The following is a 23,815-nucleotide window of genomic DNA, read 5'->3' on the forward strand; positions in this document are numbered from 1 at the left end:
GCAGGATCAGAACATCCATGAATCGCCGCTCTTTGCTCCGGGTCGCCCTAGGCCTTTGCCTGGCCTGGCTTAGCTGGTTTATCTATCCGGCTTCGGCCTTGGCCTTAGGCGGTGCTCAAATTCCTTTAGGAGAGCCTGCCCCCGAGTTTACTCTGCCCACCAATGCGGGCGACGGCGAAATTGCCCTGGCCGATTTTCGCAACCAGTGGGTGGTGCTGTACTTTTACCCCCGCGACTTTACCTCCGGCTGCACCATTGAGGCTCAGCGGTTTCAGCGCGATATCGCTGAGTACCAGGCCCGCCATGCCCAAATTATTGGCATCAGCGCCGACAGTGTCGAGTCTCACGCCGAGTTTTGCGATGCCGAGGGGCTCGAATTCCCGCTGCTGTCTGATCCTAAGGGCAAGGTGAGCAAGGCCTATGGCTCTTGGTTAGGGGCGATGTCGCTGCGACACACCTACATCATTGGTCCCGATGGCACAATGCGATCGCGCTTTTTAGGGGTGCAGCCGGTGATTCACAGCCAGGAGGTGTTGGCCGAGTTAGATGCGTTGCAGCGAGGGGCCTAGGCGAGGGGACGCTTAGGGCGAGATAGGTAGGCTGACCTTAGCCCGTGGCTAGAAGTCCCGATTTGATCGCTGGCCGCAGCTTTATTACAAGATTCCAAAACGCCCCGCTGAATTTGTTCTAGGGAAATAGAATCTAAAACGGTGATACAGTATTCGATCTTTGACTTGGGACAACTTTAGGGGAATGGGCGCATGAATTCGTTGGGACGACATATTTTAGTTGAGTTTTTTGGCTGTTCTGCCGATATTCTCAACGATGTGCCGCTGATTGAGAGCAGCATGGTGGGGGCTGCTGCCGATGCTGGGGCGACGGTAATTAGTTCAGTGTTTCACCACTTCTCGCCCTTTGGCGTGTCGGGGGTGGTGGTCATTCAAGAGAGCCACTTGGCGATTCACACCTGGCCTGAGTATCGCTACGCCGCCGTAGACCTGTTTACCTGCGGCGACACTGTTAACCCCTGGATTTCGTTTGACAAGCTCAAGGTGGCCTTTAAAGCCGACTACGGCTCGGCCCTAGAGATGAACCGAGGCCAGCTCGAACTGCTAGAGCGCATTGATGTCGACCTAGGCGAACTGCGAGACGAGATCACCAACAAGCTGATCACCCCTAAGCAGAGCCGCAGCGTTTGGTTTACCGACAAAAACGACGACATTGCGCTGTCGATTCGCCACAAGGGCGATCGCGTCTTCCGCGAAAAATCGCCCTACCAAACCGTCGAAATTTTTGACACCTTTGCCTACGGCAAAATGCTCACCATCGACAACATGGTGATGTGCAGCGAAAAGGATGAAAATGCTTACCACGAGATGATCATCCACGTGCCCATGCTGCTCAACCCCAGCTTCAAAGACGTGCTGGTGATCGGTGGCGGCGACGGCGGCAGCGTGCGCGAAATTTTGCGCCACCCCCAAGTCGAAAACGTCACCATGGTCGAAATTGACGAAGCGGTGGTGCGGGCTTCAAAGGAGTTTTTGCCCTCGCTATCCGGCGCGCTCGAAGACCCCAAGCTCGACCTGCGGATCGAAGACGGTATTGCCTTTGTGGCCAACGCTCCCGACGCTAGCTACGATCTAATTGTGATCGATTCGTCTGACCCGGTGGGGCCGTCGGAGGGGCTGTTTAGCACCGCCTTTTACGAGCAGGTGTATCGCTGCTTGAAGCCGGGCGGCGCGATCGCGGCCCAGAGCGAGTCACCCCGGTTTAACCAGCATGCCTTTGTGGATATTCACCACTGCCTCAAGGGTATCTTTGGTGACGATAATGTGTTCTGCTACCTGGCGTTTATTCCCACCTACCCCACGGGTATGTGGAGCTTTAACTACGCCACCAAGGGTGCGGCTCACCCACTGGAGGGGATGAATGCAGCGAAATCGGAAGCGTTTGCGGCTGAGCACGGTTTGCAGTACTACAACGTGGGCATGCACCAGGCGGCCTTTGCCCTGCCCACCTTTGTGCAGACTATGCTGAAAGGGTAGAGCAGCTTGTGGGAGATAGGAGAGGCCATGCTTCTCCTATCTTTTGGCTTCTGCGTTGCCCATGGCAGCTAACTTTAGCTAAATGGATTGGTGACTGTAAGGCGATTCTCGATCTTCAGTCCATTCTGCATATCTTCGCTATAGAGAATAGTTGCCTCAGCATCTAGTGCAGCAGCGCAGATCAAGCTATCCCAAAAGGAAAGCTGGTATCGGACTCGTAAAGCCGAGGCCTGGAGCAAAGTTGCTTTAAATAGATGCGTTACCTGACAACGCTTGTAGAACGCTATAACGACCTTCGAAATTTGAGTTTCGCTAAAGCTGGCTTTTTGGAGCAAATTTTTACAGACTTCGTTGATTACCTGGGTGCTGACTAACAAGCCTGGATCCGCAACAATAGCTTTTGAAACTTGGTGCTTGGCTTCATCTTGCCGACGATTGAAAGCGTAGAGCCAGATGTTGGAATCGACAAAGCAGCTGTTTGGCTTTACTACATCACTGGTCATAGAGGTCTTCACGGGTTTTGGGCATGAAGTTGTCGATATCGAGGGGATGATCGAGCAAGCTCGCAATCATGTCTTCTTCCCCGTCGGGGCCTAGGGGCTCTGGCATGAGCAGAATGACTTTTACCTGAGCGCTATTGCCAAAGGTCTGCTGGTATTGAGGAGGGATTGCGATCGCGCCATTTTCGATTTTGGTCTCAAATTCCACCGCCTGCATGCAATTCCCTCGCAAGTTCAATACTGCTAACCCTACGCTATCGCTAGTATCTGCTCTATGACCACCTCAACTGCCAATCTGCACAACTTTGACCCCAGCGGTGTGGGCCTCGACAACGGCAACCTCTACGGCTTGCCCTGCGACTACGACACCGCAGGCATTATTGTCTTTGGGGTGCCCTGGGAAGTGACAGTGTCGTACCACCAGGGCACTGCCCAGGGGCCAAGGCGGGTGCTAGAGGCCTCGCCCCAACTCGACCTGTACGATCGCGACAATCCCGAGGGCTGGCGACAGGGCATCTATATGCCACCCCTACCCGAGCACTTGCTTGAGCTCAACCAACAGGTGCGCGAGACGGCCAACCGGGTGATTCAGGCGACGGAGGAGGGAGTGGCGATCGCATCTCAGCCCCTCCTTCAAGCCGATTTAGACAACGTCAACCACGCCTGCGAGCAGATGACCGGCTGGCTCTACGCCCAAACCGCCGCCGCCCTCGACGCTGGCAAGCGGGTGGGGGTGATCGGTGGCGACCACAGCGTGCCGCTGGGCTACCTGCAAGCCCTGGCCGAGCGCCACGCCGACTTTGGCGTGCTGCACATCGATGCCCACGCCGACCTGCGCCAGGCCTACCAGGGCTTTCGCTACTCCCACGCCTCGATTATGTATAACCTGCTGGGGTTGCCCCAGATGAGCAAACTGGTGCAGGTGGGCATTCGCGACATTTGCCACGACGAGGTGGCGTTGATTAAGCATTCGGGTGGCCGCATTGTCACCCACTACGACGCAGTGGTCAAAGAAAACACCTACCGGGGCATTCCCTGGATGCAGCAGTGCGAGGCGATGGTGGCAGCGCTACCGGAGAAGGTCTACATCAGCTTTGACGCCGATGGCCTCGACCCCAAACTCTGCCCCAGCACTGGCACCCCGGTACCGGGCGGGCTGGAGCTAGAAGAGGTGTTTTGCCTGCTGCGCCAGGTCATCCGCAGCGGGCGGCAGATTATTGGCTTTGACCTCTGTGAGGTGGGCGATGGCGAGTGGGATGGCAACGTGGGGGCCAGGGCGGTCTACAAGCTGTGCTGTTTAATGGGGCTACTCAATTCGGCTGCTCTTTGAACGGGCCGTTCAGCACCGGGGGAAGCTAGGTTCAGGCAAAGGGATTGAGGAGCCGGTAGGTTAGCCACGCCAGCCACCCTCAGCAACTTTGCCAAAGGAACCTCGCAAAAGGCGGAAACGCCGTGGCATTATGATAAAAATAGCTGTGTTGTTTAGAGCTTGAGAAAGCACCTATGGATATTCTGTCCTTCGGCTGGGTTTCACTACTGGTCGTCTTCACCTTCTCTCTGTCGATGGTAGTTTGGGGTCGCAACGGGTTCTAAACCCAGCGTCTAGGTAGTTATGGAAGCCACTGTACAAGCTCAAGCCTTTAGCATTTTGGCCACTGTTGCTCTAGTGCTCATGGTGGTTGTGACCGGCGGTGTGGTGTATCTCACTGCCGCCGATTGGCGCGATCGCCGCCGCCGCAAAAACGACCAACAGACCGCCAAGCGCGATCCGCAGATCGCCAGGCGCTCCCCCAAGGGAATAGCAAAGAAGTAATCTCGTAGCCTGGCTAACATCATGACCTCTCGGGCTGCTGCACCGTCTAGGGCTTCTTCTGGAGCTCGGCAACTGGCGCTGAATGTGCTGCTTCAGGTGCAGGCGGGGGCCTATGCCGATGTGGCTCTACACCGCACTCTCGCCCAGGGTGCCCTGGGCGAGAGTGATTCTAGCCGAGAACGCTTCGCGGAGAGTGCCCTGGCCACCGAGTTGGTCTACGGCACCGTTCGTCGTCAGCGCACCCTAGATGCTCTGATCGATCAGCTGGGCACCCGCCCCGCCGACAAACAGCCCCCGGTGCTGCGTCTTGTGCTGCACCTGGGGCTGTATCAGTTGCGCTACCTTACCGCTGTGCCCGCTTCGGCGGCGGTGAATACCAGCGTTGACCTAGCTAAGGCCAATGGCTTAGGTAAGCTGTCTGGGGTGGTGAATGGCCTGCTGCGCCAGTACATCCGTCAATCTGAGCAGGGCATCGATCCCCTTCAACTGCCGGAGCGTCCTGTGGCGGCCTTGGGGCTACGCCACAGCTACCCCGACTGGCTGGTAGCCCTCTGGCTTGACCAGCTGAGCTTTGAAGAAACTGATCAGCTTTGCCAGTGGTTCAACCAAGTCCCCACGATCGATCTTAGGGTGAACCGCCAGGCCGCTACGGTGGAGTCGGTAACTATGGCCTTTGAGGCCGCTGGTATTGCCGTAGAGCCGTTGCCTGGCCTGCCTTTTGGGCTGCGTCTAGTACGTCACCAGGGGGCGATCGCCGATCTGCCGGGCTACAGCAATGGCTGGTGGAGCGTGCAGGATGCCAGCGCCCAGCTAGCGGGGCAACTCCTCGACCCTCAGCCGGGGGAGACGGTACTGGACGTATGCGCGGCACCGGGAGGCAAGGCCACCCAAATGGCGGAAATGGTAGGACATGAGGGTAAGGTTTGGGCCTGCGATCGCGCCCCCTCCCGCCTGAAAAAAACCACGGCCAACGCCCGCCGACTCGGCCTCACCAACCTTCAGACCCACGCGGGCGACAGCACCAATCTGGCGCAGTTTCACCGCCAGGCCGACCGGGTACTGGTGGATGCCCCTTGTTCAGGTCTAGGCACCCTCCATCGCCATGCCGACGCTCGCTGGCGGCAAACTCCAGACAGCATCGCGACTCTGGCCAACCTGCAAAGGGCTTTGCTGGCCGAAGCTGCTCGCTGCGTAAAACCCGGCGGCACCCTAGTCTATGCCACCTGCACTCTGCACCCTGCCGAGAATGAGGCGGTGATCGAATCGTTTTGCCAAGCCAACCCTGCCTGGCAGGTGCAGCCGCCACCCTCCGGCTTTGGGGACGGATTGGAGGTTGCTGACTCAGGCTGGGTGCGCGTCTGGCCCCACCGCCAAAATATGGATGGGTTTTTTATGGTAAGGCTTCAAGAAGCCCCCTAGGATCCGCAGAGACCGTTATTCTGATGCCTCAAGGTTTTCGCGAGACTCGCCCCAGTAGGCGCTGACGGTGATCACTTCCTGGGTGCCCTTAATCTCTGACCGCCAACGGTAGACGGTGTTTTTGGGGTTTACACCCACCTCTAACAGCTTGGCCCCCATGTAGTACTCCATCGAGTCGCGGGTGCGCTTTTTGAAAAACTCAGACTGATCTTTGGGCACCGTGCGCGACAAATGGGCCTGGGTGTGTTTGGGCTGGGGCATGGCGATCTAGCAAAAATCGATTGAATCGTTTTTTATCATACCTAGCGATCGCAACCCGTTGCAGTGTAGACCGTTGGACAACCCTCTTCAGCCCTGGGCAATATAGGACAACAGATCAGGCGTTTCAACTCGATACCCTGGAAGTAGCTATGCCCCATCAGATTACCTGTAAGCACTGCGGTAAGCCAATTCTCTCTCGCCAGACGCTGGCCGTTGTCGGTCGCAGCCTCCAGCCTATCCACCGGCATTGCTACGCGGCCTATGCCGCCCAGCAGCCCTGGTATAGGCAGCCGGGTTGGCCGGTCAACCGCTGGCGATCGCTCCTGGCCTTTAACGCAATTGTGCTGCTGGGCGTGCTGCTGCTGCATCTGTTCATCAGACCGCTGTCGATATCTGCGGGGTTAGGGCTGAGGCCCCTGCTGCTGGCCATCAACGGTTGGCTGCTGGTGGCTCGGCTGATCAGCTATTGCAGTCTTGAGCGGCACCTCCCCTGGCAAGAGCGCAGCAGCGGCATCCGCTCGCGCTGACCCGGCGCTAAAAGCCCCAGGTGCGTTTGGGGCCAGTATCAAGGTGAATAATGTTGGGGATATTGCTGTAGATGCCCATGCCCCCCGGCCAGCTCAGCATCAGCGCGTTAGCCACCTGGCGACCGCTGAGCCCTTGCACCTGAATGTCGGCGGCGCGACCAAACAAGTGCTGACTCTGGGATGCGCCCCCTACCGCCGCATTGATTGCGGGCGGGCGATACCAGGAGGTAATTACAAAGGGGCGGTTGAGCCGATTTCGGGCTGTTTGCAGCGCCCGGGCTAGGCCAATGATGTTGTTGACGATGGCTTGGGTTTCTGGAATGCGGGTGGCGTCGCGGGTGGCTTCACCCCAGGTGAAATTGCCGCCGGGAATAATGGGTTGATCGGTATAAAAGGTTGAGGTGTTGCCCGGGAGGCGAAAGGGCCGGCCCACATACTGGGGCGGCAGCGGCGGGGTTGGCGGTGGCGGTGGCGGGGTTGGTGGTCCTGGCTGCGGATATACGACTACCCCGGCCCGTTCGACGCGGGCATGCCCTTGAAATACGTACCAGGTGTTCAACCCATTGATGTCATCTTTGACATACTTAATCGTAAAGCGGATATGCCCGTTGAATGAGCCCTGGGCATTGGCAAAGGCGTAGGCGCTGATCACCAGCAGGGTGCCGGGCGGTGCGGCGACTCGCTCGTTGGCGGCTAGCTGGCTACTATCAACCGGGCGACGCTTGAACAGGGTGTTGGCGGTTACCCGCAGCATAAAGGCATTGGGGTCGGGGCGGGGAAACACCACCTCGTTGTCGAGGGTGACAAAGGCGTGGGGGGTAAATACAAACCAGGTGCTGAGGCCGTTGACAAAATCTTCAGTGTCGCGAATGGCAAACTTAATGTGGTTGTTAAAGTTGCCCTGGCTATCGGCAAAGGCGTAGGAGTGCAGGCGGTAGGTTTGTCCTCGGGGCACCGCTACCGTTTCACCAGGGTTGAGCAGGGTGGAGTCGAGGGGGCGGCGCTTCAGCAGCGTGCCAATATTGATCCAGAGGACGGGCATGCTCGCCTGGTCTTCGTGGGGATAGACCACAACGCCATCGGCCTCGACCTGGGCATCTCGACTGGGAACGAACCAGGTGTTGAGGCCTGGCCCTAGGGTGCGATCGCGCAGGGCTACTCTGATATGACCGTTGAAGCCGCCGTCAATATCGGCGTAGGCGTAGGATTGCAGCGGGTAGGTGCTGCCTGCGGCGATCGCCACCTGTTCGTTGGCGGCTAGTTGAGACGGCGGCTCTGGTCTAAGTACAAATACTGTGGCCTGGTTAACGCGCAAAACTTGATTCACCCTATGCTCCCCAATTTCGCCACGGCCTATCATATAGCACCATTTTTTGGCTCGAAGTCATCCCTCCTAGGGGATGTACAGCCCCACTCTCTTTCCGACTAAGCGCGTTACGCTTGGGTTCCGGCCTGGGAGCGGGCGGGCTTGCTAGAGATAGTTCAGAACCATGCGGACTAATCCCTGTTCAAACTAATTTAAGTAATTTATAGATAGGCTTCTCCCCTATGCTGGGAAAGAAGCCCGATTTTAGCTCTGGCTGGCCGTTCCTCACCGTGCCTATGACTTCTGTACTGCGCCTCAAGGCAAAACTTCCGACCCCTCTGACGGCCCTGGCCGACTTGGCCTACAACTACTGGTGGATTTGGACAGAGGAACGGGTGTCGTTATTTAGCGTGCTGGACCCGGTGCGGTGGCAGGCCTGTAACTATAATCCCGTTGCGCTGCTTGAGGCAGTCTCCGACGAGCGGCTATGGCAGGTGGCCGAAGATCCCCACTACTTAAATCGGCTGCGCCAGCTCACCCACGAGTTTGAGACCTACTGCCGCGACGGATCGAAAGGCGTGGCTCTAGACCCCGGCAAACCCTGGGCTAGCCCAGGGGCTTCCCAACTCAGCCTTGATCGCCCGGTGGCCTACTTTTGCATTGAGTTTGGCCTGCACGAGTCGCTACCGGTCTACGCTGGTGGGCTGGGGGTGCTAGCGGGCGACAGCCTGAAGTCGGCCTCTGATCTGGGAGTCCCGATGGTGGGAGTGGGGCTGCTCTACCGCCAGGGCTATTTTCATCAACACCTCAACCGCAGCGGCTGGCAAGAAGAGCACTACACCCACTGCGAGGTCAACCACCTGCCTATGGAGCTGGTGCGGGACGAGTTTGGTCAGCCGGTGACGGTTAAGCTTGACATTCGCCAGCGCACGGTGAGGGTGCAGGTGTGGCGAGTGCAGGTGGGGCGATCGCAGCTCTACCTACTCGACACCGACCGCAGCGACAACGACTCCCTCGATCGCCGCATCACCAGCCACCTCTATGGCGGCAATGCCGAAACTCGATTGGCCCAGGCCCTGGTGCTGGGTATTGGGGGGGTGCGCATGCTCCACGCCCTCGACATTGAGCCGATGGTGTACCACCTCAACGCCAGCCACGGGGCCTTTGCCCTGCTGGAGGTGACCCACCGCGAAATGCGCCACAGCGATGGCGACTTTGATGCGATCGCCGACCGGGTGCGCCAGCACAGCGTGTTTACGACCCATTCTCCCGTGTCGGCGGCCAGCAACGTGTTCTCGGCTGACCTGATCGAGTCATTTTTGGGCGGCTACTGGCCCCAGCTCGGCCTCTCGCGGGAAGATTTTTTGGCCCTGGGCAACCGCCGCCCCGATGACCCGTGGGATCTGTTTTCGATGACGGTGTTGGCCCTGCGTCTGAGCGGCAAGGCCAACGGGGTCAGCCAGCGCCACGGCGAACTTTGCCGCGAGATGTGGCAGGCCCTCTACCCCGACTGCGCCCTATCGGAGGTGCCCATTGGCTCGATTACCAACGGAGTTCACGCCCGCACCTGGACTGCGCCGCTGATGATGGATCTCTACCGTCAGCACCTGGGCGAAGACTGGTCCACCAAAATTGCCGACCCCGACCTCTGGGCCGGGGTGGAGCAGATCCCTGACGAGCAACTCTGGCAGCGCCATCGGCTGCTCAAAGAACGGCTGATCGCCTATACCCGCTCACGGGTGCGGGCCGCCCGTCATAGCCGGGGCGAAGCGACCGACGAAATTGCTGCCGTCGATCGCCTGCTCGACCCGGCGGTGCTCACGTTAGGCTTTGGTCGGCGCTTTAGCCCCTACAAACGGGGCGAGCTGCTCTTTAGCGACCTCCACCGGGCGATTCGAATTTTGGCCCACTCCCGCCGACCGATTCAGATTATTTTTGCGGGCAAAGCCAACCCGGCTGACGAGGAGGGCAAGCGCATCATTCAGCGGCTGATGGAATGGTGCCGCCACCCGGCCCTGCGCGATCGCGTCGCCTTTATCGAAGACTACGATATGGCCGTGGCCAAGCTGCTGGTGGCCGGCGTCGATCTGTGGCTCAACCATCCCCGTCGTCCCGAGGCCTCGGGCACCAGCGGTCAGAAGGTGGCCCTCAACGGCGGGCTCAACTGCGGCACCCTCGACGGTTGGTGGACCGAGGGCTACCAACCAGGGGGGGCAGGCCGGGCCGCCAACGGCTGGGTGATTGGCAAGGCCAACCCGACAGAAGACCCCGACAGCCAAAACCACCAAGATGCCGACTCCCTCTACGACCTACTGGAACATCAGATTGCGCCGCTGTATTACCAGCGCGATGGCGAGGGTGCCGGTGGTCTACCTCGCCAGTGGATTGCCATGATGAAGGCCTCTATCCGCTCCTGCGCGCCCTACTACAATAGCGATCGCATGGTGGCTGAATACTTCACCCAGATGTATGCGCCCAGTGCTGCACCCGCCGCGTTCAGTGCGACGCTATGACCATTTGGCAGGCCGATTTGCACCGTCCACCCCTGGTCAGCGACAGCGGCGAACCGCTGTGGGAAATTTTGCTGTGCAGCGAGGATTTTAGCTTTAGCTACGGGGCCACCGCCCCCCAGGCGGCGGTCAACAAAGTCTGGGTGAGGGAGCAGGTGAGCATTGCCTTGGCCAAGGCTCCAGCTCCCCCAGAGAAAATTCAGGTGTTTCGACCCCAGGCGCTGTCGCTGCTCACCATCGCCTGTGAACCCCTGGCGATCGCCGTCGAACCCACCCGCCATACCCCGACCCTGCACCAGTGGCTGCAGCAGCGCGCCCGGTGGTATCCGAGCCAGCCTAACGCCATTTCCATTCCCTACAACCCCTTGCACATTGAGTCGCCGCCGCCGGTGCCCCTGCCAGAAAATTTGTGGGGGGATCGTTGGGGGTTTACGGCGATCGCAGCCTACGACTTTGAGCAAACCCTGCCCCACGAACCAATTCCCCTGCGCCATCTGCCCACCGCCCTGATGCCTTCCCGCCTCGGTCTGGCCAGCACCACTCCCATTCCGGGCATCGTAGTCGATGCTGGGCGGCAGGCCATGGCCCTAGCCCAGTGGGTGCAGGCCAACCATCCGGCCTGGCTGACCTATGAACGGGGAGCCCCGGACGGGCTGATTTTGGCGGCTAGCCTGTGCGATCGCTGGGTCTTCACCACCTTCAGCGACCCGGATGTGGCCAGCGCTGGCCAGCGTTTCGAGCAGCGCCAGCGCCAGAGCCAGGGCCTCCACTTTCTGCTGGTGCGCCCCGATGACTCGGGGATGACCACCACAGGCCTCTGGCTCTTGCAGCAGCCGTTGCCCGGCTAGGACTGGGCAATGGCGGGCCGTTGGGTCAGCTTGTCGAGCTGCTTCACCAACAGGCTGAGGAACAGACCCACGTCGGTAACCACACCGGTAGACTCTAGCGACCCGCGATCGGCCAGTTTAGTGACCACAGCGGGGTTGATGTCAACGCACACCATTTTCACGCCAGCCGGGGTCATGTTGCCGACGCCGATCGCATGGAGCATGGTCGAGAGCATCAGAATTAGATCGCAGCCTTCGATCAGGCGGGCGTAGTCGGCCTGGGCTTCGAGCAGATCCATTTTGGTGTCGGGCAGGGGGCCGTCGTCGCGAATCGAACCGGCCAGAGAAAAGGGCACGTTGTTCTTTACGCACTCGTAGAGCACGCCGCGAGTCAGCACCTTTTGGTCAACAGCGTTGGCGATGCTGCCGCAGCGGCGAATGCTGTTGATTGCCCGCAGGTGGTGGCGGTGGCCGCCGCGCACCGAGGTGCCCTGCTTCATATCGACGCCTAGAGAAGTGCCGAGCATAGCCTGCTCGATATCGTGAACGGCGATCGCATTGCCCCCCAGCAGCGCCTGCACATAGCCCTCGCGAATCAGCCGACCCAGGTGGTCGCCGCCGCCCGTGTGAATTACCACCGGACCAGCGACTACGGCCACCTTGCCGCCCTGGTCCCTCAGTCGGCGCAGATCCCACGCCACCTGCTCGACAATCAGCTCGACCCGACGCTCACTAGAGACGCCCGAACCCATGAAGCTAAACTCTTCAGTGGTGGCGGCTGCGCGGCTGCGGTCTTTGGGGCTGCGCACACTGCGAATGCCGTCGTAGCCGACGATCACCTGATCGCCCACCGCCAGATCGCGCAGCAGCTTGCAGGTCGCTACCGGCTCAGTCTCCGAGACCACAATCACACCATCCATGCGCTGGCCCTGCACCCGCACCCACTGGCCTCGCACCCGCACCTCGGTGGGGTAAATCGTCGAGCTATAGAAATCGTCGGGGGCGACCCCAGCCTGGGTAATGGTCACCAAGTGGGCATCCTGCTGGTCTTCGGGCAGAGCCACCGCGCCCAGGTCGATCAGCTGGGCCATGATCTCATCCATCACCTCGCGGTCGGGGGCCGAAACTCGAATTTCTGCCGAAGAGGTGCTCTGGCGCTGCTCGCCCAGGTCAAAGTTCATCACCTGGAAGCTGCCGCCGCCTTCCATAATCAAATCTAGCGCCCGGCTGACTAGGCCCGAGTCGAGCAGGTGGCCGGTTATGGTAACGGTGCGGGCAATAAGGCCTGGCTCTCGGGCCGGCTCCGGATGCAGGGGCTCGGTGACGCGCAGGGTGAGGCATTTGGCGGCTCCCCCGGCCTTGAGAAACTCAGTCAGGGGCGTTTCAACCACCTCAAAGCCTGCCTCGACCAATCGCGCCTTCAGGCCGTCGCTGGCCTGGTTCATGATCACGGTGCGATCGACATTGACCGAGTTGCAGGCAAAGTTGACGGCGTCGGGTTCGTCAATGGCGATCCGCTTTTCGGGGGGAACCCGCATTTCGATCAAGCGGTTCGAGTAGGCGTCGAAGGCAGGAGGATAGTAGAGCAGATAGCCGCCGGTCAACGGACAAAAGCAGGTATCGAGGTGGTAAAAGCGCTCATCCATGAGATGCAGCGACAGCACTTCAATGTTGAGCCACTGGGCCACTAGACCGTGGGAGTCAAGCTCGGTGCGAAAGCCGTAGCCCGCCCAGAGCCAGCGCCCCTCGCGATCGAGCAGGGCGTCGCCCGCGCCCTCGAAGGGGAGGTCGGGGGGCAGAGTAAACACCTGGTGGCCCTGGGCCTCGAACCACTCCTTAAAGAACGGTTCTTCGCCCTGACGCTCGGGGTGCAAAAAGCGACTCAGTACCACTTGATTGCCCAAAATCAGGCCCGCATTGGCAGTAAACACCATATCGGGCCAGCCCTGCTGGGGTTTGACCAGATCGACATCGGCGCGATCGGCAATGATTTGGTAGAGGTTTTGCCACTGCTCCTGGGCCGCCTCTAGGGACGAGCGGTGAATGTTGCCCTCCATCCAGGGGTTAATGACGTAGTCCACCTCGTAGTGGTGGGGGGCGCACATAAGAAAACGAATGGAGGAGGTCATAGTGAAGATGCCGACGTGAAGGAAATCAGAGCAATCGAACGAGCCAGGCTGGGGCCTTTCCCCAAGACGCTTCAACAAAAAGCGCTGGGAGCCAACATACTATTTTAAGCCCTCAACGCCGTCAGGATATTCAGTTGTCATGAGTTCTGGAGATTGCGATCGCAGAGCCACCCCCACTACTGCCCTAAGGGCAAATCGGTAAAGAAGTGGGCCTCGGTGAGCCGGTTGTTGGTCATGATGGCGCTGGTCAGGTGACCGTGGCGCAGGCGACGGGCGGTGGCCAATTGGGCTTCGCCAATCAACGGCTCGGGCCTAAAAGACGCATTGGGTGACGAGTTAGCCACGTTCCCAGAGACCTTGACCGGCAGTAACGATGCGCGAGTTACCAAATCAGCCGCCTCCGCCTGGTTGCCCGCCGAGTCAACCCCTACGGCCAGCATAAAGACCGCAAACCCGATCACCAAGGCCAGGCGAATATCGATAATTTGCAGCGCTTGAAAGACGGCCTCCTGCACCGAGGCCCAAAAGGCAGTGGATGATTCAGTATCGTTATGGTTAAACAAAGCAACTCTCCTTAAATCTACTCACCCTGCTGACCGATTCCGACACCGAGATGTATAGCTGTAGCCAGTTTGGTTAGGACATTTCCCCTAAGAACGTTCGAACGTTTCTAAGGTTTCTGGATGTCCTAACCCAGGTGACTATGGCTATACCACGGTCAGACCAGGTGACAATCAGGACAATCTTCTCCAGCAGCTCTAATTCAGCGGCTTCAAAGCAACCTGATCCCAACGACCCTTGCATCGCAACCACTAAGGCATCCTATAGAACACCCAGAGGCATCTCAATAGTCCTGCTTAAGTCTTGTTATACACATAACAACATGAAGTTACAAGTTGTTAAGGCTTTCTCAGGACCATTGCCGACTGTCGCCAAGCAGTCAAACCCAGATGAAATAAGGACTTGAGCCTGCCTACGGTGGCTTTGATGAATTTTTGTAAATGATAGAGAATTATCTATGACTGTTTTGTCTAGCCCAGGATATGAGCCGTCAGCATGCTGGGGTTATTGCATTTGCCTAGATAGGCTCTAGCCAGAGCGAGAAGATCCAGCCGCCTTCAACTAGCTCGGACCAGTTGCCCGACGTGCGCCCCGTGATCGTCACAATCGACCCGTTAGGCACGCTTCTGACAAAGCCAAACTCGGTGCCAGGCCCATCAAACACGGAGGTGGCTTCGCCGTCGGTCACCACTCGCCGCTGGCGACCATCGGGTTCTGGCTGCGGATCGGGATTGGGGTTTGGCCGAGACGTGGCCTGGTAAAGCGCCTGCCAGGTGGCCGCATTGACTATGCCGGTGACCGGCAAACCATTGACCCGTTGAAACTCGCGCACCGCCGCCTGGGTGGTTTGGTCGTAGATGCCGTTGACAATGAAGTTGGCGGGCAAAAAACCAGCCTGACGGAGCAGACGCTGCAACTCCATGACATCGGCGCTGGGCACCGGTCCAGGATCGGGGGTCGGATCGGGTTGGTTGCCCCCGTGAATGGGGCCGCTGTACTGAATGTGGCCACTGTCTACCCAGTTGCCATTGGTCAGCTGGGCCCAACCATTGCTAAAGCGCCCCGTCACCGGAATGCGGCTGCCGTTGAGATACTGCCCCACAATTTGATAGTTGAAGCCGGGGCCATTGCGAATGTTAAGGGCCAAATTTTGCGGGGTGACCACCGTGGCCAAATTGCGGTTGTCGCCAGGGGGGGGCGTAGTCGGATCTGTACCCACGGGGTAGGTGCTAACCAGGTTGCCCGCCACCCAGGTGGCATCGACGAGTTGCACCCAACCGCTGCGACGCACCCCAGACACTTGCAGGGCGCTGCCCCGGCGCACTCGTCGGTACACACCAGTGCCAGTGCTAGGCCCCCAACGCACGTTAAGAGCGTACCCCTGGGGCGTGTTGACGTAGACCGTGCTGCCAAAGCGATGACTGTTAGCCTCGGCAGGCGCTCCTAAGCTGCTGCCGAAGACAATCACCCCGGCAGCGATCCCGGCGGCAATGGGCAACGACCGGTTCCAAATCGTCTGCGACCCTGCCGCCGCTAGCCAGGAGTGGCACGGCGCTGCATCAGTGGGCACCGCTAAAAAAGCATCAGGGGCTGGGCTAGTTTCCCAGGTCAGCCACAGATGGCATTGGGCCAGGCTATCCATAGGTCAACGGTGGTCAAGGAAGGATTCGCTAATACTCCTTTAATCATAGAGGTTTTCGCTAAATCCCTCGGGATTTTTACAGAAAATGAGGGTTTGTTGGGAATTGCTAATCTGGCTAGGGGGGCATCCTAGGCACAAATGGTCACGCCCGGTGGCGAAACGAGCAGCGTTAGCCCCTGGCGGCCAACGACGGTAACCCAGCTTGACACCGCCAAGGCAGAGCTGGCATCGGCGGCGGCTTCATAAAGCCGGGCTGGCCAGTAGGTGCCCTCATAAAAGACTCGGCCTTTGAGCTGAGCGGTAATCGGGCATTCAACCCGCGCCGGTTTAGGGGTGTCAAAGAGTTCCAACGTATGGGTCAGATTCATCGCTATCCTCCCAGTAATATCTCGGTTTTAGTGTGAGCTTACTTATCAAGTGGTGTAGCAGGGCCATCTGTGACAGCCCTGCTCTGCAGGTAGCGGTGCTCCAGGGCCGGGGCGGTGGCTAAACATTGGCCTGGTTGCGCCCCGTGGGCTGGGGCAGGGGAACTGCCTCCAACCGGTAATGAAGGACGATAGAGGGTTCGACGGGGGCTCAACGCCAGTCCTGTGACAGATATTGAAGCGTTAGCACGAGGGAGATCACCCCAGGCCAGAGCGGCTATCCTCCTCTGCCCCGAGCACCTGATACAGTAACTTTCACCAAATGTTCACAGCATTCCAGACGGAAAAATAGGGCGAGCCCCCCTGGGATATGGAAGACCCGTCAAAGAGTTATGGTATAAATAACTAAAATTGGTTTGCACCTCAATGACTCACTCGGCACTGTTGGCCGCGCCCGAAGACTACAGCCTGCTCACTGACCTGTATCAGCTCACTATGGCGAGTTGCTACCTGGGGGAGGGCATCGGCGATCGCCGCGCTAGTTTTGAGTTATTTACCCGGCGCTTGCCCCAGGGCTATGGCTACCTGGTATCGATGGGTCTGGCCCAGGCCATCGACTATTTGACTAACCTGCGGTTTTCGGATCGTCACGTAGAGGCCCTGCGCCAGACGGGGCTGTTTGATCGAGCTCCCGACAGTTTTTGGCAGCGGCTGAGGTCAGCAGGGTTTAGCGGCGATGTCTGGGCAGTGCCCGAAGGGACGGTGGTGTTTGCCAACGAGCCGCTGCTGCGGGTAGAGGCCCCCCTGTGGCAGGCCCAGCTAGCCGAAACCTACCTGCTGAACGCCCTCAACTACCAGACGCTGATTGCCACCCGTGCGGCGCGGGTGCGCGATGTGGCAGGGCCAGCGGCAACGCTGTTAGAGTTTGGCACTCGGCGAGCTTTTAGCCCCCAGGCGGCGCTGTGGGCGGCACGGGCTGCCCTGGCGGCGGGGCTAGATGAAACCTCTAACGTGCTGGCAGCGGTGCAGTTGGGCCGTCGGCCCGCCGGCACTATGGCCCATGCCTTGGTGATGGCGTTCACTGCCCTAGAGGGCAGCGAAGATCAGGCCTTTGAGGCCTTTCAACGCTATTTTCCAGGGGCGGCACTGTTGATCGACACCTACGACACCGTGGCGGCTGCCGATCGCCTGGCGGCCCGGGTCGCCCAAGGCCACCCCCCCGTCACAGCAGTACGGCTCGACTCGGGCGATTTGGTGGCGTTGTCGCAGGCGGTGCGATCGCGCCTGCCCCAGGCCACCATCTTTGCCAGCGGCGATTTGGACGAATTTGAAATTGCTCGACTCCAGCAAGCGGGGGCCGCGATCGACGGCTACGGCCTGGGCACCAAGCTGGTCACGGGCGCACCGGTCAATGGTGTCTACAAACTGGTCGATCTAGACGGCTGTGCGGTGATGAAAGAGTCGGTGCAAAAAGCGACGCTGCCTGGCCGTAAGCAGATCTTTCGCCGCTACCAGCAGGGGGTGGCCGTGGGCGATCGCCTGGGACTCACCACCGAACCCGCCGCCCCAGATGAGTGCGCTCTGCTCACCCAGGTGATGCATCAGGGTGAGCTAACTCAGCCTTTAGATACCCTGGAGACCATCCGCGATCGCGCCACCACTGCCGTCGCCAGCCTACCCACCGCCGTGCGCCAAATCACCCATCCCGCCGACTATCCTGTAGACCTATCTGGGGCGCTGGTCGAACTGGCGGCCCAGACCCGGCAACGCCCGGTGCCCCAGCGCTAGCTCCAAGGACACTATGACCTCAATGGCAACCTCCCTAGAGGCTTCCCACACCAATCACATCGCCCTATTTGGCACCAGTGCCGACCCACCTCACCAGGGGCACGGGGCCATTCTCACCTGGCTAGCCACCCAGTTTGACCATGTGGCGGTATGGACCGCCGACAACCCCTTTAAGGCTCACCAGACCGCCCTGGGCGATCGCTTTCGCATGCTAGAGCTGCTCATCGACGAGCTAGAAGTTCCCCCAGGGCGCGTGCAGGTGCATGGTGAACTCAGCCACAGGCGCACCGTTGTCACCCTAGAGCGGGCGCGGCAGCTCTGGCCCCAGGCTCAATTTTCGCTGGTGGTGGGGGCCGATCTGGTCGAGCAACTGCCGACCTGGCACCGGGCTGAAGATATCTTGACGGCGGTTAACCTGCTGGTCATTCCTCGCCCCGGCTACCCCCTCAACGAGGCGAAGCTGGCTCCTCTGCGGCAATACACCACAGTCACCGTAGCCGCCATGCCTGCGATCGATGTCTCCTCCTCCCGCTATCGCCAGGGTGAAGGGCCGCCCGCCCCCGCCGACACGACTACCCCCGCCCCCGGCCTTACTCCAGCAGTCCAGTCTTACATTGACCAACACCACCTCTACCCATGGCCACAAACCTCCACCGCACCCCTGACCACCCCCTCAGCCCCGTGCCCCTAGCCGACTTCAAGGTGGGGGTAGACAACGTAATTTTTTCGGTCGATACCCAGCAAAACCGGCTGCTGGTGCTAGTCGTGATGCGCCCCGACGACCCCTTTGCTGGCTACTGGAGCCTGCCGGGCACGCTAGTGCGCCAGGGTGAATCGATCGAAGCCGCTGCCTACCGAGTGCTGGCCGAAAAGATCCGGGTCAACACGCTATATCTAGAGCAGCTCTACACCTTTGGTGGCCCCGATCGCGACCCTCGCGAAGCACCCCAAGCCTTTGATGTGCGCTATTTGTCGGTCAGCCACTTTGCCCTGGTGCGGTTTGAAGATGCCGAACTAATCGCCGACGGTGTCAGCGGTATCGCCTGGTATCCCCTGGCACAGGTGCCCCAGTTAGCCTTCGACCACAACGAAATTCTTGCCTACGGCTACCGCCGTCTACGTAACAAACTCGAATACAGCCCGATCGCCTTCGATGTGCTGCCCGAGGTGTTTACCCTAGGCGATCTCTACCAACTCTACGTCACGGTTTTGGGAGAGGGGTTTTCGGACTATTCCAACTTTCGTGCCCGGCTGCTCAAGCTGGGTTTTTTGCAGGATACGGGCCACAAAACCTCTCGCGGAGCCGGGCGACCCGCCAGTCTATATCGGTTTGATGCAGCGGCCTTTGAGCCACTAAAAGAAAAGCCTATGGTGTTTATCTAAACTTTTAAAAGTATCGGGTAGAGGCTAAAGCGAATTCCTAACGATAACGACCCGATGCTACTACGCCAACGCCATCAGACCAGCGGATTTTTTTGAGCATGGGCAGGTTACTCGATGAAAGCCAAGGCACCTAACAATCGCACCCTTGAACTTACCGCTGACGAGCGGTCTAGCTTATTACAGCGACTGGTTAATTTGAATAGCCCCTGCGCTCTGGCCGATATTCTCAATAAAACCATTTGCCAAGATATGTTTGAGGTACTGCCCTACCTGCCTCTTAAATGGGTCGATTTGTTGATTGTTGACCCGCCGTACAATCTCACTAAAGCTTTCAATGGCAAACGGTTTAACCACCGTGACAACAATCACTATGCCACCTGGCTTGATAGCTGGATTACGCAGTTAAAACCTCTACTAAAACCCCAAGCCTCTGCCTATTTTTGTGCTGACTGGGCTACGTCCACTGCCATGTATCCTGTGCTAGAAAAACACTTCATTGTCAGAAATAGAATTACCTGGGAGCGCGAAAAAGGGCGCGGTGCTCAAGCCAATTGGAAAAATGCTAGCGAAGACATTTGGTTTTGCACCGTTTCTGATGACTACTACTTTGATGTCAATGCCGTTAAGCTCAAGCGTCAGGTGATGGCTCCCTACAAAACCGCTGCTGGGCAGCCCAAAGATTGGGATGATAGCGGAGCAGAAAAGTACCGGCTGACCCATCCGTCTAACCTGTGGACGGACATTACAGTTCCCTTTTGGTCAATGCCCGAAAATACCGATCATCCCACCCAAAAACCCGAGAAGCTGGTGACCAAACTTCTGCTAGCCAGCTCAAAGCCTGGCGCTGTGGTGCTCGATCCGTTCTTGGGGAGTGGTACCACCGCTGTTGTTGCCCACAAACTAGGGCGGCAGTATGTGGGCATTGAGCAAGACCCTGACTACTGTTGTCTGGCCGAAAAACGCCTGGCGCTAGCGGCGTTAGACCCCACCATTCAAGGCTACGCCGACGGGGTATTTTGGGAGCGCAATACCCTGGCGGCCCAGCGCAGCCGCCCCAAAAAATCGCTCTCCTCGGGAGCCTAAGCTTTTACCGTTGATATCAGCTCGGCTCAGCCTGCGGTGAGCGGAGTTAACATCAGCCGGTGTTTTGGTCGAATACGTTTTCTAAGTCCTAATAACTCCTATGAAATTTGCGATCGCCCAGCTTAACCCCACCATTGGCGACCTGGCCCACAACGCCCAGCAGGTGCTCGATGCCGCCCGCCAGGCCGACCAGCTAGGTGCCCAGGTGCTGGTCACCACTGAGCTGGTGCTGTGCGGCTACCCACCCCGCGACCTGCTGCTGCGGCCTGGGTTCATTCAGGCTATGGCCCAAACCCTAGATCGTCTGGCCGCCGACCTGCCCCACCACCTGGCGGTGCTGGTGGGGTTTGCCGCCGCCAACCCCAAGGCCCGCTACGATGGTGAAAAACCACTGTTTAATAGCACCGCCCTGCTTCAGGGGGGCCAGGTGCAGCAGGTGTTCCACAAGCAGCTCTTACCCACCTACGACGTGTTTGACGAGCACCGCTACTTTGCTGCCGGTCAGGGGCCAAGCAGCTTTACCGTACCCCTGGGCGACTGGGGCCTGCGCGTCGGCGTTACCATCTGCGAAGACCTGTGGAACGACGAAGAATTTTGGGGCGGGCGCAGCTACACCCGCAACCCGATCGCCGACCTGGTGGCCGAGGGGGTAGATGTGGTGGTCAACCTCTCGGCTTCGCCCTACTCGGTCAACAAAGCACAGCTGCGGGCCTCAATGTTGGCCCACAGCGCCACCCGATTTCGCTGCCCCATTCTCTACGTCAACCAGGTGGGGGCGAATGACGATCTAATCTTCGACGGCACCAGTATGGCCTTTAACCGCCAGGGAGATCTGGTGGCCCGCCTGCCTGCCTACCAAGCGGGGCTCACGGTCGTAGACTATGACCCCATTGCGCGTGACCTGCACAGCGGCGAGATTGCCCCCCTGCCCACCGACGAAAATGAGGCAATCTGGTCAGCCCTGGTGCTGGGGGTACGCGACTACACCCACAAGTGCGGCTTTAAACGAGCAGTGATTGGCCTCAGCGGCGGCATTGACTCGGCGCTGGTGGCGGCGATCGCGGCGGCGGCTCTTGGCCCAACCAACGTGCTGGGCATTCTCATGCCCTCTCCCTACAGCTCTGACCACTCCGTCACCGATGCCCTAGCCCTGGCTAAGGCCCTGGGCATTGCCCACCAGACCCTGGCGATTGGCCCACTGATGGCCGACTACGACCAGGTCTTAGATCCTCTCTTTGCGGGCACCAGCCCTGGGGTGGCCGAAGAAAATATTCAATCGCGGATTCGCGGCAATTTGCTGATGGCGGTGTCGAACAAGTTTGGCCACCTGCTGCTCTCAACCGGCAACAAGTCGGAGATGGCGGTGGGCTACTGCACCCTCTACGGCGACATGAATGGTGGCCTGGCCGTGATCGCCGACCTGCCCAAAACGCGGGTCTACGCCCTCTGCCAGTGGTTAAATCAGCAGGTGGGTCTAGGCAGAAATAGTGCTGGAACGCTGGCGCTAGGGGCCTTGGCCAAGGGTTCTGAGGGGCCAGTTGCCGGCCATGGCACCAGCCCTCCGACCCTGATTCCCGCCAACATTCTCACCAAGCCCCCCAGTGCCGAACTCAAACTGGGCCAGGTCGATCAAGATTCTTTGCCCCCCTACGACGTGCTCGACGACATTCTCGATCGCCTGGTGCAGCGCCACGAGTCGGTGGCTGATATTGTCGCCGCTGGCCACGATGCGGCGATCGTCGATCGGGTGATTGGCCTGGTATCTCGCGCTGAGTTTAAGCGGCGGCAGGCCCCGCCGGTGCTCAAGGTGACCGATCGCGCCTTTGGCATGGGCTGGCGCATGCCGATCGCCAACCGCTGGACCAGCGAGGCTAAGCTGTTACCGTTAGCTAAATAACCGGGGGTAAATCCGCAGGGCCGCCAACCGGGCCATCACCACCATCCACACCGTTAACCACAGCAGCAGCAACGGCCACCAGGGGGGCAGCCCCAAGGGCCAGCGCAGCAGATCGACAAGCGAAGCCAAGGGCAACAACCCGGCAAACCGCGCCAGCAGCGGCGGCAGGGTATCGCGGGGGAAGTAGGTGCCGCAGAGGGTAAACATGGGGATGATGAACAGAAAAATCGGCACATTCACCTGGTCAACTTTGTTCACAGCCCCCGCGATCAACAGACCAAAGGCCCCAAACAGCAGACTGCCCAACAGTATCAACGGCATCGACAGCACCAGGCTAGAGAAGTCGTAGAGGCCAGCCAGCACCGCCACTAGGCCAGTGAGCGTACCGGCGATCGCCCCCTTAGTGGCCGCCCAAAACCAGTCGCCCAAAAACACATCGGTATAGCTCAGCGGGGCCGTCAGCAGCGCCTGCCAGGTCTTCTGAAAATTGAGCCGAATGAAACTGCTGTAGGCCCCCTCAAAGAACGACTGAAACAGCACCCCGATCGCAATCATGCCCGGAGCCAAAAACTGTGGGTAGGGCACCATTTGCCCCAGATATTCCACATCGCCCACCAGAGGGGTAAGGCCGTAGCCAAAGGCCAGCAGGTAGACAATCGGCTCTGAAATCGGCGGCAAAAAATTGACCAGCCAGGTGCTGCGGTACACCTGAAAGTGCCGCCACCAAACCGAATACACGCCCCAAGGAGTAGCGGTGATCCACTTCATTCGAGCACGCTCCCGGTGAGGCGAAGGAATACATCTTCTAAATTAGCGGGCCGCCGCAGGAGACGGCTGGGGTGGTGGGCCTCGATCTGAGCCCAGAGGGTGTCGGGGTCGGCATCGGGCAGGGTGACCAGGTGGCCACTGCCAAAGGCCCGGTACCAAGTGCTGTGGCGGGCAGCCAGATCTTGAAGAATGGGGGCCTCAACCCCCTCAATTTCGGCGACTTCGCGGCCAATCACGCGGGCCACCAGGTCGGAGGGGGTGCCCTCATCGATCACTTTGCCCTGCTGGAGGAGTAAGAGGCGATCGCACAACCGCTGGGCCTCATCCATATAGTGGGTGGTGAGCAAAATGCCGCAGCCGTTGGCCTTGAGGTGCTGCACCAGCCGCCAAAAGTCTTGCCGGGCATCGGGGTCGAGGCCGGTGGTGGGCTCGTCCAAAAACACAATTTTGGGCTGATTCAGCAGGGCGCGGGCCAGCACTAGCCGCCGCTTCATGCCGCCCGAGAGGTCATCCACCTGGGCCTCGGCCCGGTGCTCCAGGTTGACCAAAGCCAGCAGTTCCCCTGCCCGCTGCCGTGCTGCCGCCCCAGTAATCCGGTAGTGGTGGGCAAAGTGGGTGAGGTTGTTGAACACCGTAAAGTCGGGGTCGAGATTGTCTTCTTGGGTGACAATGCCCATCTGGGCGCGGGCTAGCTGCCCCTGCCCCGGCAGCTGCCAGGGGCCAAACTGCACAAACCCCTTGGTAGGAATCACCGTGCCAAACAGCATGCCCACGGTGGTGGTTTTGCCCGCCCCGTTTGGCCCCAGCAGCCCAACAATTTCGCCCGGTGCCAGGGTAAAGCTAATGCCCTGCACCACGGCCTCGTCACCGTAGGTTTTCCAAAGGTCGTAGGCCGTTAAGCTCAGCTCGTCTGACACAGCGCAGGCTCCCTGTGATGTCCCTGAACAGTTTGTAAGTAGGGTTGGTGGGGTAAGTCATCCCTCCGGTGAAT

General features: G+C 59.4%; 24 protein-coding genes. 14 read left to right on the forward strand and 10 right to left on the reverse strand.

What is annotated here, in order from left to right; all coding sequences use genetic code 11:
- Positions 1-17: 17 nt before the first annotated feature.
- Together RRF56_RS22215 and speE are read left to right on the forward strand one after the other, a co-directional pair.
- Entirely contained in the window at positions 18-569 is a 552-nt protein-coding gene (locus tag RRF56_RS22215) for a peroxiredoxin (RefSeq protein WP_317035329.1), read from the forward strand.
- A 192-nt stretch (positions 570-761) separates the two neighbouring features.
- Entirely contained in the window at positions 762-2,045 is a 1,284-nt protein-coding gene (speE, locus tag RRF56_RS22220) for a polyamine aminopropyltransferase (RefSeq protein WP_317035330.1), read from the forward strand.
- A gap of 74 nt (positions 2,046-2,119) precedes the next feature.
- Here the strand turns inward: speE and RRF56_RS22225 are convergent, their stop codons facing one another.
- Together RRF56_RS22225 and RRF56_RS22230 are read right to left on the reverse strand one after the other, a co-directional pair.
- Positions 2,120-2,548 carry a PIN domain-containing protein gene (locus tag RRF56_RS22225; protein ID WP_317035331.1) on the reverse strand — a complete coding sequence of 143 codons (429 nt, stop codon included), beginning with the start codon at positions 2,546-2,548 and terminating at the stop codon, positions 2,120-2,122.
- The gene (locus RRF56_RS22230; protein WP_317035332.1) at positions 2,538-2,762 is read right to left on the reverse strand and encodes a hypothetical protein; all 225 of its coding nucleotides are present in this window, start codon (positions 2,760-2,762) and stop codon (positions 2,538-2,540) included. The genes RRF56_RS22225 and RRF56_RS22230 overlap by 11 nt, the downstream gene beginning before the upstream one ends.
- Before the next feature lie 57 nt (positions 2,763-2,819).
- On the opposite strand from RRF56_RS22230, the gene RRF56_RS22235 reads away from it, so the two are divergent.
- From RRF56_RS22235 to RRF56_RS22250, 4 genes are all read left to right on the forward strand, one after another.
- Complete coding sequence (locus RRF56_RS22235) at positions 2,820-3,875, forward strand: agmatinase family protein (RefSeq protein ID WP_317035333.1); 1,056 nt, start codon at positions 2,820-2,822, stop codon at positions 3,873-3,875.
- A 173-nt stretch (positions 3,876-4,048) separates the two neighbouring features.
- Complete coding sequence (gene petN / locus RRF56_RS22240; RefSeq protein ID WP_190523072.1) at positions 4,049-4,138, forward strand: cytochrome b6-f complex subunit PetN; 90 nt, start codon at positions 4,049-4,051, stop codon at positions 4,136-4,138.
- 19 nt (positions 4,139-4,157) lie between these two features.
- Positions 4,158-4,358, forward strand: a complete 201-nt coding sequence (locus RRF56_RS22245) for a hypothetical protein (protein ID WP_317035334.1) — start codon at positions 4,158-4,160, stop codon at positions 4,356-4,358.
- Between the two features lie 21 nt (positions 4,359-4,379).
- A complete protein-coding gene (locus RRF56_RS22250) occupies positions 4,380-5,777 on the forward strand; it encodes a 16S rRNA (cytosine(967)-C(5))-methyltransferase (RefSeq protein WP_317035335.1) in 1,398 nt (465 codons plus the stop codon).
- 15 nt (positions 5,778-5,792) lie between these two features.
- On the opposite strand, the gene RRF56_RS22255 is transcribed toward RRF56_RS22250, so the two are convergent.
- The gene (locus RRF56_RS22255) at positions 5,793-6,038 is read right to left on the reverse strand and encodes a hypothetical protein (protein ID WP_317035336.1); all 246 of its coding nucleotides are present in this window, start codon (positions 6,036-6,038) and stop codon (positions 5,793-5,795) included.
- A 149-nt stretch (positions 6,039-6,187) separates the two neighbouring features.
- On the opposite strand from RRF56_RS22255, the gene RRF56_RS22260 reads away from it, so the two are divergent.
- Positions 6,188-6,565, forward strand: coding sequence for a hypothetical protein (locus tag RRF56_RS22260; protein ID WP_317035337.1), 378 nt, complete (start codon positions 6,188-6,190; stop codon positions 6,563-6,565).
- A gap of 7 nt (positions 6,566-6,572) precedes the next feature.
- Here RRF56_RS22260 and RRF56_RS22265 read toward each other — a convergent pair whose 3' ends face one another.
- Positions 6,573-7,892, reverse strand: coding sequence for a YcbK family protein (locus tag RRF56_RS22265; RefSeq protein ID WP_317035338.1), 1,320 nt, complete (start codon positions 7,890-7,892; stop codon positions 6,573-6,575).
- A 275-nt stretch (positions 7,893-8,167) separates the two neighbouring features.
- On the opposite strand from RRF56_RS22265, the gene glgP reads away from it, so the two are divergent.
- Together glgP and RRF56_RS22275 are read left to right on the forward strand one after the other, a co-directional pair.
- The gene (gene glgP / locus RRF56_RS22270) at positions 8,168-10,384 is read left to right on the forward strand and encodes an alpha-glucan family phosphorylase (RefSeq protein ID WP_317035339.1); all 2,217 of its coding nucleotides are present in this window, start codon (positions 8,168-8,170) and stop codon (positions 10,382-10,384) included.
- Positions 10,381-11,229 (forward strand): Tab2/Atab2 family RNA-binding protein, encoded by an 849-nt coding sequence (locus tag RRF56_RS22275; RefSeq protein ID WP_317035340.1) that lies wholly within the window; start codon positions 10,381-10,383, stop codon positions 11,227-11,229. Before glgP ends, RRF56_RS22275 begins: the two co-directional genes overlap by 4 nt.
- Here RRF56_RS22275 and RRF56_RS22280 read toward each other — a convergent pair.
- From RRF56_RS22280 to RRF56_RS22295, 4 genes are all read right to left on the reverse strand, one after another.
- Entirely contained in the window at positions 11,226-13,337 is a 2,112-nt protein-coding gene (locus tag RRF56_RS22280; protein ID WP_317035341.1) for a TIGR00300 family protein, read from the reverse strand. The genes RRF56_RS22275 and RRF56_RS22280 overlap by 4 nt on opposite strands.
- 176 nt (positions 13,338-13,513) lie before the next feature.
- Positions 13,514-13,900: a hypothetical protein gene (locus RRF56_RS22285; RefSeq protein WP_317035342.1), complete on the reverse strand. Its 387-nt coding sequence runs from the start codon at positions 13,898-13,900 to the stop codon at positions 13,514-13,516.
- Positions 13,901-14,415: 515 nt separating this feature from the next.
- Complete coding sequence (locus tag RRF56_RS22290) at positions 14,416-15,540, reverse strand: peptidoglycan-binding protein (protein ID WP_317035343.1); 1,125 nt, start codon at positions 15,538-15,540, stop codon at positions 14,416-14,418.
- Between the two features lie 128 nt (positions 15,541-15,668).
- Entirely contained in the window at positions 15,669-15,908 is a 240-nt protein-coding gene (locus RRF56_RS22295; RefSeq protein ID WP_317035344.1) for an NfeD family protein, read from the reverse strand.
- Between the two features lie 423 nt (positions 15,909-16,331).
- On the opposite strand from RRF56_RS22295, the gene RRF56_RS22300 reads away from it, so the two are divergent.
- The 5 genes from RRF56_RS22300 (at position 16,332) to RRF56_RS22320 (ending at position 22,056) form a co-directional block, all read left to right on the forward strand.
- On the forward strand, positions 16,332-17,693 hold the full coding sequence (locus RRF56_RS22300; RefSeq protein ID WP_317035345.1) for a nicotinate phosphoribosyltransferase: 1,362 nt from the start codon (positions 16,332-16,334) through the stop codon (positions 17,691-17,693).
- A gap of 13 nt (positions 17,694-17,706) precedes the next feature.
- Positions 17,707-18,384: a nicotinate-nucleotide adenylyltransferase gene (locus RRF56_RS22305; protein WP_317035346.1), complete on the forward strand. Its 678-nt coding sequence runs from the start codon at positions 17,707-17,709 to the stop codon at positions 18,382-18,384.
- Positions 18,330-19,076 (forward strand): NUDIX hydrolase, encoded by a 747-nt coding sequence (locus RRF56_RS22310; RefSeq protein ID WP_317035347.1) that lies wholly within the window; start codon positions 18,330-18,332, stop codon positions 19,074-19,076. Before RRF56_RS22305 ends, RRF56_RS22310 begins: the two co-directional genes overlap by 55 nt.
- Before the next feature lie 114 nt (positions 19,077-19,190).
- On the forward strand, positions 19,191-20,159 hold the full coding sequence (locus RRF56_RS22315; protein WP_317035348.1) for a site-specific DNA-methyltransferase: 969 nt from the start codon (positions 19,191-19,193) through the stop codon (positions 20,157-20,159).
- 100 nt (positions 20,160-20,259) lie between these two features.
- Positions 20,260-22,056: an NAD+ synthase gene (locus RRF56_RS22320; RefSeq protein ID WP_317035349.1), complete on the forward strand. Its 1,797-nt coding sequence runs from the start codon at positions 20,260-20,262 to the stop codon at positions 22,054-22,056.
- On the opposite strand, the gene RRF56_RS22325 is transcribed toward RRF56_RS22320, so the two are convergent.
- Positions 22,045-22,824 (reverse strand): ABC transporter permease, encoded by a 780-nt coding sequence (locus tag RRF56_RS22325; RefSeq protein ID WP_317035350.1) that lies wholly within the window; start codon positions 22,822-22,824, stop codon positions 22,045-22,047. The two genes, RRF56_RS22320 and RRF56_RS22325, sit on opposite strands and share 12 nt — an antisense overlap.
- Positions 22,821-23,741, reverse strand: coding sequence for an ATP-binding cassette domain-containing protein (locus RRF56_RS22330; RefSeq protein WP_317035351.1), 921 nt, complete (start codon positions 23,739-23,741; stop codon positions 22,821-22,823). The genes RRF56_RS22325 and RRF56_RS22330 overlap by 4 nt, the downstream gene beginning before the upstream one ends.
- Between the last annotated feature and the right edge of the window lie 74 nt (positions 23,742-23,815).

The organism is Nodosilinea sp. E11, from assembly GCF_032813545.1.
Lineage (GTDB): Bacteria > Cyanobacteriota > Cyanobacteriia > Phormidesmidales > Phormidesmidaceae > Nodosilinea.

What these genes read in the sequence shown, in the direction of transcription:
- RRF56_RS22215 (WP_317035329.1), top strand. Translation starts at nt 18, where the DNA reads ATGAATCGCCGCTCTTTGCTCCGGGTCGCCCTAGGCCTTTGCCTGGCC.
- speE (WP_317035330.1), top strand. Translation starts at nt 762, where the DNA reads ATGAATTCGTTGGGACGACATATTTTAGTTGAGTTTTTTGGCTGTTCT.
- RRF56_RS22225 (WP_317035331.1), bottom strand. Translation starts at nt 2,548, where the DNA reads ATGACCAGTGATGTAGTAAAGCCAAACAGCTGCTTTGTCGATTCCAAC.
- RRF56_RS22230 (WP_317035332.1), bottom strand. Translation starts at nt 2,762, where the DNA reads ATGCAGGCGGTGGAATTTGAGACCAAAATCGAAAATGGCGCGATCGCA.
- RRF56_RS22235 (WP_317035333.1), top strand. Translation starts at nt 2,820, where the DNA reads ATGACCACCTCAACTGCCAATCTGCACAACTTTGACCCCAGCGGTGTG.
- petN (WP_190523072.1), top strand. Translation starts at nt 4,049, where the DNA reads ATGGATATTCTGTCCTTCGGCTGGGTTTCACTACTGGTCGTCTTCACC.
- RRF56_RS22245 (WP_317035334.1), top strand. Translation starts at nt 4,158, where the DNA reads ATGGAAGCCACTGTACAAGCTCAAGCCTTTAGCATTTTGGCCACTGTT.
- RRF56_RS22250 (WP_317035335.1), top strand. Translation starts at nt 4,380, where the DNA reads ATGACCTCTCGGGCTGCTGCACCGTCTAGGGCTTCTTCTGGAGCTCGG.
- RRF56_RS22255 (WP_317035336.1), bottom strand. Translation starts at nt 6,038, where the DNA reads ATGCCCCAGCCCAAACACACCCAGGCCCATTTGTCGCGCACGGTGCCC.
- RRF56_RS22260 (WP_317035337.1), top strand. Translation starts at nt 6,188, where the DNA reads ATGCCCCATCAGATTACCTGTAAGCACTGCGGTAAGCCAATTCTCTCT.
- glgP (WP_317035339.1), top strand. Translation starts at nt 8,168, where the DNA reads ATGACTTCTGTACTGCGCCTCAAGGCAAAACTTCCGACCCCTCTGACG.
- RRF56_RS22275 (WP_317035340.1), top strand. Translation starts at nt 10,381, where the DNA reads ATGACCATTTGGCAGGCCGATTTGCACCGTCCACCCCTGGTCAGCGAC.
- RRF56_RS22280 (WP_317035341.1), bottom strand. Translation starts at nt 13,337, where the DNA reads ATGACCTCCTCCATTCGTTTTCTTATGTGCGCCCCCCACCACTACGAG.
- RRF56_RS22290 (WP_317035343.1), bottom strand. Translation starts at nt 15,540, where the DNA reads ATGGATAGCCTGGCCCAATGCCATCTGTGGCTGACCTGGGAAACTAGC.
- RRF56_RS22295 (WP_317035344.1), bottom strand. Translation starts at nt 15,908, where the DNA reads ATGAATCTGACCCATACGTTGGAACTCTTTGACACCCCTAAACCGGCG.
- RRF56_RS22300 (WP_317035345.1), top strand. Translation starts at nt 16,332, where the DNA reads ATGACTCACTCGGCACTGTTGGCCGCGCCCGAAGACTACAGCCTGCTC.
- RRF56_RS22305 (WP_317035346.1), top strand. Translation starts at nt 17,707, where the DNA reads ATGACCTCAATGGCAACCTCCCTAGAGGCTTCCCACACCAATCACATC.
- RRF56_RS22310 (WP_317035347.1), top strand. Translation starts at nt 18,330, where the DNA reads ATGGCCACAAACCTCCACCGCACCCCTGACCACCCCCTCAGCCCCGTG.
- RRF56_RS22315 (WP_317035348.1), top strand. Translation starts at nt 19,191, where the DNA reads ATGAAAGCCAAGGCACCTAACAATCGCACCCTTGAACTTACCGCTGAC.
- RRF56_RS22320 (WP_317035349.1), top strand. Translation starts at nt 20,260, where the DNA reads ATGAAATTTGCGATCGCCCAGCTTAACCCCACCATTGGCGACCTGGCC.
- RRF56_RS22325 (WP_317035350.1), bottom strand. Translation starts at nt 22,824, where the DNA reads ATGAAGTGGATCACCGCTACTCCTTGGGGCGTGTATTCGGTTTGGTGG.